Origin of the sequence: Nostoc sp. NZL, from assembly GCF_015714705.1 — a bacterium.
GTDB classification, from domain to species: Bacteria; Cyanobacteriota; Cyanobacteriia; order Cyanobacteriales; family Nostocaceae; genus Nostoc; species Nostoc foliaceum_A.
In genome coordinates, this window is record NZ_WBKL01000038.1 from 22062 (window position 1) to 29844 (window position 7783).

Here is a 7783-nt window from a genome sequence, read left to right on the forward strand (position 1 = left end):
TTAAGCTCCTGACAATAAAATAGGATGATTCTAATTAATTGGAGATTTATTATTTAGAAAAGAAAAAATATTGGTTTTCATCATTGTTCTAATCATTTAGATTTATCCATTTTGGAAATAAGGAAGTTAGAAATAGTTTATTTCTATACCTTGCAGTGTGTATTGCTTACAGAAGTTTATGATGAGGAAAACTGAAATGAAATTGGTTCCACCATTAGTACTTGCTGCTGCTAGTCTGACTTTAGGCTTTGTTACTATAGATGCAAAATCTGTATCCGCTGCAATTATTAATTATGCTTTCATAGTTGATAGTCCGATAACTAAGGGAAATGGTTTTTTTAGCTTTGATGACTCAACTTTCAGCAATGAAAGTAATCCAGTAGCCACCATTAATTCGCTCTCTTTCCAATTTGATGGTGACTCTACCATTTATACTGAACAAGATGATCAAAAATATCCAGAGTTTCCTCTTGTTTTCCCAACCACATCCTTAACAGGGCAAAAATATTTTGCCTTAGATTATCTGTTCAACGATAAATCTAATCCTTCCAGTTCTATAAGTTACGAAATTATTGGTGAGGATTTTACAATTTTCTCTAGAACTTCTCCAGATGCTGAACCCATATCAGGAAAAGTTTCGTATACACAAGTACCTGAACCTACATCTTTAATTGGCGCTCTTTTTGCTTGTAGCCTTGGCTGGATGATGAAGAGAAAGGTAGCATCAATCAAAAAGGTTAAAATCTAACCTTGGTTAAGTTGATATTAACGCTTTCTTTGCCAAGGATTAATCTCTTATTAGTAGGCTTTTATGTAGCAAAACAACATCTAACACAATGATACTAAGAGAAAAATTGGGAATTAAAACCTGATTTTGGTAAGGGAATTATTTACGAAGTTTGTCTACGATTACCCTGCCTTCTTCGTGTTAGCTGTTGCTGTGCTTTAACTTACCTGTTACCCAGGAGTAGAGAATGGTAGATTACCGGAATTTTGAGCAGTTCCTGCACAGTCGAATGAAACGACGCAACTTAATTATTGGGGCAGGAGCATTGTCTGGTTTAGCGATCGCTAACCAATTTTCTCATCAAAGAGCGATCGCTAGAGGCAGATTTTCCAACTATCCTTTCACTTTGGGCGTAGCATCGGGTGAACCCTATCCTACCAGCGTAGTGATCTGGACTCGTCTCGCTCCTGAACCCTTAAACGGAGGTGGAATGCCACCTATGAATGTGCCAATTCGCTGGGAAGTTGCAACTGATCCCGATATGAGGCGCATTGTCTCCAGAGGTACGGTATTGGCAACTCCAGAACTAGCTCACTCAGTTCGAGTTGTGGTAGAAGGACTGCAATCTGATACTTGGTACTGGTATCGCTTTCTTGTTGGGCAAGACGCTAGCCCTATTGGTCGCACTCGTACAGCACCTTTAGCAAATAGCTACTTAAGTAAATTTAACTTTGCCCTTGTCTCCTGTCAGCACTATGAGCAGGGGTACTATACTGCTTACAAATATCTGGCCAAGGACGACCTCAGCCTCGTAGTACATGTTGGTGACTACATCTACGAAGGGGGAATCACAGAAGATCGCCCTAGAAAACACAATGGTTCAGAAATTTTTACTTTAGAGGATTACCGCAACCGTCACGCCCTCTATAAAACCGATACCAATCTGCAAGCAGCCCATGCAGCATTTCCCTGGATTGTCACCTGGGATGACCATGAAGTAGAAAACAACTACGCCAACGATATCTCCCAAGTTGATACTGAACCTGATCAAGAACGGGCAATTTTCCTCCAACGCCGGGCTGTTGCTTATCAGGCTTACTACGAACACATGCCACTACGCCCCTTCTCGCGTCCCGTTGGCCCCGATATGCAACTTTACCGTCGGCTTTCCTTTGGTAACTTAGCCACCTTCCATGTTTTAGATACCCGCCAATATCGCACCGATCAGCCCTGTGGTGATGGCACCACAGAACGTTGCCCAGAAAACTTAGATCCGAATGCAACGATTACCGGCAAGGCACAGGAGGACTGGTTATTCGATGGTCTAAATAGCTCAAAAGCTAAGTGGAATGTTTTGGCGCAGCAAGTTCCTATTGCTCAACGAGACACAACACCAGGAGAAGGCGGAACCTATAGCATGGATAAATGGGATGGTTACGTGGCTTCGCGCGATCGCCTCATGGCTTTCCTCGGACAGCGCCAGCCCTCTAATCCAGTATCCTTAGCAGGCGATGTGCATTCCAACTGGGCGATGAATCTCAAAGCTAACTTTGATAACCCACAATCCGCCACACTTGGGAGTGAATTCGTCGCTACCTCAATTAGCTCCGGTGGCGATGGGACAGACAGCAACCCCACGGTTGAAGCTTACTTACCCGATAACCCACACATTAAGTTCTACAACGCTCAACGGGGTTATGTTCGTTGTGCGCTGACTCCTACAACCTGGAAGACAGATTATCTAGTTATGTCAAATGTCACAACCCCATTTGGCACGATTAGTAAACGAGCTTCATTTGTAGTTGAAGATGGCCGTCCAGAAATACAACAAGCCTAATCATTTAATTCCCAGGTATTGACACCAGATAATCATAGATGGATACAGATGAATCATTAGTATTTATCTGCATCCATCTGTGTTTTCATTTTCTGAAAATGTGACTTTTGCAAGTCGATGCTTTCTAACGCCAACTAAATCTAGAAGATTAGCGATCGCACTTACAGCCGCCATATTTTTTTAAGAACTTGCAAAGACTGATCGCCAGACTGAATTAACTCAAGTTATACATATACAATGAGCTAACCTACGGTTTTTTACTTAGTTTTGGGAATTCTAAATCTAATAACCTACAGAAACCGCAGATATATATGACTAAATTTAAGATATGTGACTCAATACAATGGCAATTTCTGCTTTTTGTAACAGGTCGCACTATTGTTATTTTTACCAGCATTTTGCTATTTTCAGAATCAAATGTGGCAAATGCTGGGCAGTATCCGGTAAACATTGCACAGATAACGCAGACAGATTCGCCAGATGCAACTCTTGCTGCGGCTGAACTTGCATATCAGCAGGGGAAGGAGCTATATGAGCAAGGAACAGCAGAATCTTTGCTACAGGCGATCGCAAAATTTGAGATAGCACTCCCATTTTATCGGAAGGCAGGCGATCGCTCATCAGAAGCTTTCACCGTCGCTCATCTTGGCAAAATCTACTCAGATTTAGGGCAACAGCAAAAAGCACTTTCTTATTTGAATCAAGCCCTATCAATCAGGCAACAGTTGGGAGATCAAAAAGGGGAAACTATCACCCTGAACAATATTGGCAACGTCTACTTAAATTCAGGAGAACTGCAAAAGGGACTCTCTTATTTTCACCAAGCCCTGTTACTCAAGCGACAGATGGGAGACAAAGCAGGGGAAGCTCTTACCCTGAACAACATTGGCATAGTCTATTTAGAGTCAACTCAATACCAAAAAGCCCTGGATTATTTCAACCAAGCCCTACCTTTAAGGCGACAGGTAAAAGACAAAGCAGGGGAAGCTCGTACCCTCAACAACATTGGTAAAGTCTACTTAGATTTAGGAGAACGACAAAAAGCACTGAATTATTACAACCAAGTTCTGCTTCCAATTCAACAAGTGGGAGACAAGGTAGGAGAAGCTATTGCCCTAAACAACATTGGTACAGTCTACTTAGATTTAAGAGAACGGCAAAAGGCGCTGGATTATTTCAACCAAGCTTTACCTCTATCTCGACAGGTGGGAGACAAGTCAGGGGAAGCTCGTAGTCTGAACAACATCGGTACAGTCTACTTAAATTTAGGAGAACGGCAAAAGGGACTGGATTATTTCAACCAAGCCCTGCCTTTATTCCAACTAGTGGAAAATAAAGTAGGGTTAGCAACTACCCTGAACAACATCGGTACAGTCTACTTAGATTTGGGAGAACAGCAAAAAGCGCTGGATTATTTTAATCAATCCCTGGTTCTGCATCGACAGGTGGGAAATAGGGCAAGGGAAGCTCAGACTCTTTATAATGTCGCTTCCGTACAACGCAATCAAGGAAATCTTAACGCAGCCCTGACTGAGATTAAAACAGTTATCAACATTGTTGAAGATTTACGTACCAAAATTAACTCTCAGGAACTCCGCACCTCTTATTTTGCCACAGTGCAGAATTATTATGAATTTTACATCGACCTGCTGATGCAGTTGCACAAACAGCAACCATCCCAAGGATATGATGCTCTGGCACTGCAAACCAGCGAACGCGCCCGCGCCCGGAGTCTTTTGGAACTGCTGACAGAAGCTAAGGCCGATATTCGCCAAGGTGTAGAACCAAAGTTACTCTCTCAAGAACGCAACTTGCAACAACAACTTGATACTTTAGAAAAACGCCGGATACAGCTATTAGGTGGCAACCATACCTCAGCACAGGTGCAAGCTTTAGAAAAAGAAAATGAGGCGCTTTTAGAACAATATCAGCAAATACAGGCGCAGATCCGCGCCACCAGCCCGCGTTATGCAGCACTCACTCAACCTCAGCCTCTCTCACTCACGCAGATTCAGCAGCAGGTGCTTGATGACAACACTCTGCTTTTAGAATATTCTCTGGGGGAAAAGCGCAGTTATCTTTGGGCAGTTACCAATAAGAGTATTATCAGTTATGAACTACCCAAGCGTGCAGACATTGAAGCTACCGTCCAAAAATTCCGTCAAGAAATCACAACCCCATATCTCAGAAATAGCCCATCTATAGATGTTCTCTCTCAACAACTACTTACACCAGTTGCCCAGCAACTAGAAAAGAAACGCTTAGTGGTTGTCAGTGATGGCGCTTTGCAGTATGTCCCATTTTCCGCCCTGACTAGACCTAATTCAAAAGGAAGTAGCAGCTATGAACCATTACTGCTTAACCATGAAATCATTACTTTACCCTCAGCCTCTACAGTAGCTATCCTTCGACGTGAACACAAAGAACGTAAATCTGCTGCCAAAACATTAGTTGTCTTGGCAGATCCGATTTTTAGAAGTGATGATGAGCGTCTCCAAGGTAAAGTACAAGTGTCTCGCCCACCTGTAGCAGAAAACAATTTAGACAGCCTCGCTTTAACCAGAATTGCCACAGACTCAGATATTAGCTTTGATCGTCTACGTTTTACACGTCAAGAAGCCGAGCAAATTCTTGCTCTTGTACCAGCTAACGAAGGCAAGCAAGCTTTTGACTTTACTGCTAGTCGTACCACTGCAACTAGCAACGAGTTGAGTCAATATCGCATTATCCATTTCGCTACTCATGGCATTCTCAACAGCAAGCATCCAGAATTATCAGGAGTAGTGTTATCGCTATTTGACGACAAGGGAATGCCACAAAATGGCTTTTTACGCTTGCACGATGTTTTCAACCTCAACCTGCAAGCAGAACTGGTAGTACTCAGCGCCTGTAAAACCGGATTGGGAGAGGAAGTTAAGGGAGAAGGATTAGTAGGGTTAACCAGAGGGTTTATGTATGCAGGCAGTCCACGAGTCGTGGTGAGTTTGTGGAGTGTAGATGATCAGGCAACATCCGAACTCATGAAGGTATTTTACAAAAAGATGCTGCAAGAAGGACTAAAGCCAGCAGCAGCATTGCGGACAGCCCAGATAGAAATATGGCGCACTCAAAAATATGCCGCACCTTATTATTGGGCAGCTTTTACTCTACAAGGCGAATGGAAATGAAAGAATGTAGAGCAGATTTTTCTTCAGCTTTTCTTTATTCACTCAATGTTAAATTTTTTTAAACATCTGTTACATTACTTTACAGACAGTTACAACTGCTACAACACTTGAACTTTGGAGTTTTACTCATGTCAGGTTTTAAGAATCCTGCGCCTATTGTTTCAGAAGATCCTAATGCTGTGCGTTTTGGCTTCACTCCTCAGAGTGAAAATTGGAACGGTCGTCTTGCAATGATTGGTTTTCTATCGGCGATTTTGATTGAAGCTTTTTCTGGTCAAGGTTTACTCCATTTCTGGGGCATCCTCTAAATTAATGAGGTAGGGGCGCACACCCGTGCATAGGTGTCAACTTAAGTGAAAGCCAGCCTAGAAGCAGCTTTTAGATATTGTCTAGTTATCTCGTTCCCAGCCTCTGGGCTGGGAACGAGATTTTAAAAGGCTTTTAGCTTAAGTTGACACGTATGACACCCGTGCCCCCTAATAACTGTCATTCCACGCAAGTCATTCGTTTCTAAACCTATAGCAGTTGTTGGAATTGGTGCAAAATATCAGATTTTTCCGGTTGAGCCAAAATATAAGTGAATAATTACTTTACATTGAATATGTATAGCTAAAACTCATGGAAATACCCCAACGCGTATCAGTCCGCTACAAAGACGCGTCCTTCAACACTAATGAAATCCGCTTGAGAACTTTTCGGCTTGGGTTACAAATATGGGAAGAACAAACCAAACCTAGAAAAACAGAGCTTTATCAGTTTATATCGTCTTGCTTAAAACAAGTTGACCGCCAAGATCGTTTTATGTTTTCTCTGTTATTCATAGAATTAACAGACCTCATACGCAATTCTTCGCTGGAAAGGGGAACGAAAGAAGTTCTGATTAAAACAGCTTTTAGGGAGTTTGCTTGTGCAATAACAGACTTTGAAGACGTTGCCAAATAAAGTTGGTTATGGTGGCGCTGGTATTGCTTAGGCATAGCCCAACCCAGGCATCGCACTGAAGTCAGCTAACCTAATCGAGTAGGATATCTATAAGTAAGCAGCTTTCCAATCAGATTAGTTTTTTCGCTGAATGCGCGGATTGGTAGGTGTTGGGGAAGGGGTGACTACAAAAATGGCTGAATTACCTTATATACAAGAACTTGAGAGCGTTAGCATTTCTAAATCATCCGCGCACCTTATGGGGACTTGTTTTCAGCCATTTGCCTCTAGCCAACTCACAACTCCTCATGTTATGATTTCTGCATTCGCGCAACCGAACCTTGAAAACCAAATAAAGCAAGACTTTCAGAAGCCAGCGATTGCAATTACCTAAAATCCCTATTAGGGATTGAAACACTCAAGCAAATATATGATGCAATAATGGCGGTCAGATTGCAATTACCTAAAATCCCTATTAGGGATTGAAACATCGAATACCGCTAAACCTACTTCGCCGTTGCCGAATTGCAATTACCTAAAATCCCTATTAGGGATTGAAACCGTATTTAAGGTGGCTGGCAAGAATGCATCGTCGAATTGCAATTACCTAAAATCCCTATTAGGGATTGAAACAAAAGCTCTTGTGCCTTAGAGAAAGCTGCCATTGCATTGCAATTACCTAAAATCCCTATTAGGGATTGAAACTGGTGAGATTAGGATAGAGAGTAAGGACGACATTATTGCAATTACCTAAAATCCCTATTAGGGATTGAAACCAATAATCCTTGAACAACATCATTGACTCGCCCAAATTGCAATTACCTAAAATCCCTATTAGGGATTGAAACATCCTAAGAACTGGCAAGCCTATTGGTACTGTTGATTGCAATTACCTAAAATCCCTATTAGGGATTGAAACCATGAACCGCGCTAAAGACTTCTATACCCTGTTGCTCACATTGCAATTACCTAAAATCCCTATTAGGGATTGAAACCTGTATCCTTGGCAAGGACGACACCCAACTCACCAATTGCAATTACCTAAAATCCCTATTAGGGATTGAAACAAAAGCTCTTGTGCCTTAGAGAAAGCTGCCATTGCATTGCAATTACCTAAAATCCCTATTAGGG

The 7783-nt window shown here is 42.0% G+C and carries 5 protein-coding genes and 1 CRISPR repeat array; all 5 genes read left to right on the plus strand.

All coding sequences use genetic code 11. From position 1 onward, the window contains the following. Window positions 1-196: 196 nt before the first annotated feature. The 5 genes from F8R90_RS05335 to F8R90_RS05355 all read left to right on the plus strand — a co-directional run bounded on the left by F8R90_RS05335 (window position 197) and on the right by F8R90_RS05355 (window position 6673). On the plus strand, window positions 197-748 hold the full coding sequence (locus F8R90_RS05335; RefSeq protein WP_196509891.1) for a PEP-CTERM sorting domain-containing protein: 552 nt from the start codon (window positions 197-199) through the stop codon (window positions 746-748). A 226-nt stretch (window positions 749-974) separates the two neighbouring features. Continuing rightward, on the plus strand, window positions 975-2564 hold the full coding sequence (locus tag F8R90_RS05340; protein WP_196509892.1) for an alkaline phosphatase D family protein: 1590 nt from the start codon (window positions 975-977) through the stop codon (window positions 2562-2564). 311 nt (window positions 2565-2875) lie between these two features. Next, a complete protein-coding gene (locus tag F8R90_RS05345; protein WP_196509893.1) occupies window positions 2876-5731 on the plus strand; it encodes a CHAT domain-containing tetratricopeptide repeat protein in 2856 nt (951 codons plus the stop codon). 128 nt (window positions 5732-5859) lie between these two features. Beyond that, the gene (locus F8R90_RS05350) at window positions 5860-6039 is read left to right on the plus strand and encodes a chlorophyll a/b-binding protein (protein ID WP_190892099.1); all 180 of its coding nucleotides are present in this window, start codon (window positions 5860-5862) and stop codon (window positions 6037-6039) included. 310 nt (window positions 6040-6349) lie between these two features. Further along, window positions 6350-6673, plus strand: coding sequence for a hypothetical protein (locus F8R90_RS05355; RefSeq protein ID WP_069073361.1), 324 nt, complete (start codon window positions 6350-6352; stop codon window positions 6671-6673). A gap of 358 nt (window positions 6674-7031) precedes the next feature. Further along, window positions 7032-7719: direct repeats of the CRISPR family, unit length 37 nt; unit sequence ATTGCAATTACCTAAAATCCCTATTAGGGATTGAAAC. Window positions 7720-7783 lie beyond the last annotated feature (64 nt).

Coding starts and splice junctions, on each gene's coding strand:
- F8R90_RS05340 (WP_196509892.1), top strand. CDS start 975: ATGGTAGATTACCGGAATTTTGAGCAGTTCCTGCACAGTCGAATGAAA.
- F8R90_RS05350 (WP_190892099.1), top strand. CDS start 5,860: ATGTCAGGTTTTAAGAATCCTGCGCCTATTGTTTCAGAAGATCCTAAT.
- F8R90_RS05335 (WP_196509891.1), top strand. CDS start 197: ATGAAATTGGTTCCACCATTAGTACTTGCTGCTGCTAGTCTGACTTTA.
- F8R90_RS05355 (WP_069073361.1), top strand. CDS start 6,350: ATGGAAATACCCCAACGCGTATCAGTCCGCTACAAAGACGCGTCCTTC.
- F8R90_RS05345 (WP_196509893.1), top strand. CDS start 2,876: ATGACTAAATTTAAGATATGTGACTCAATACAATGGCAATTTCTGCTT.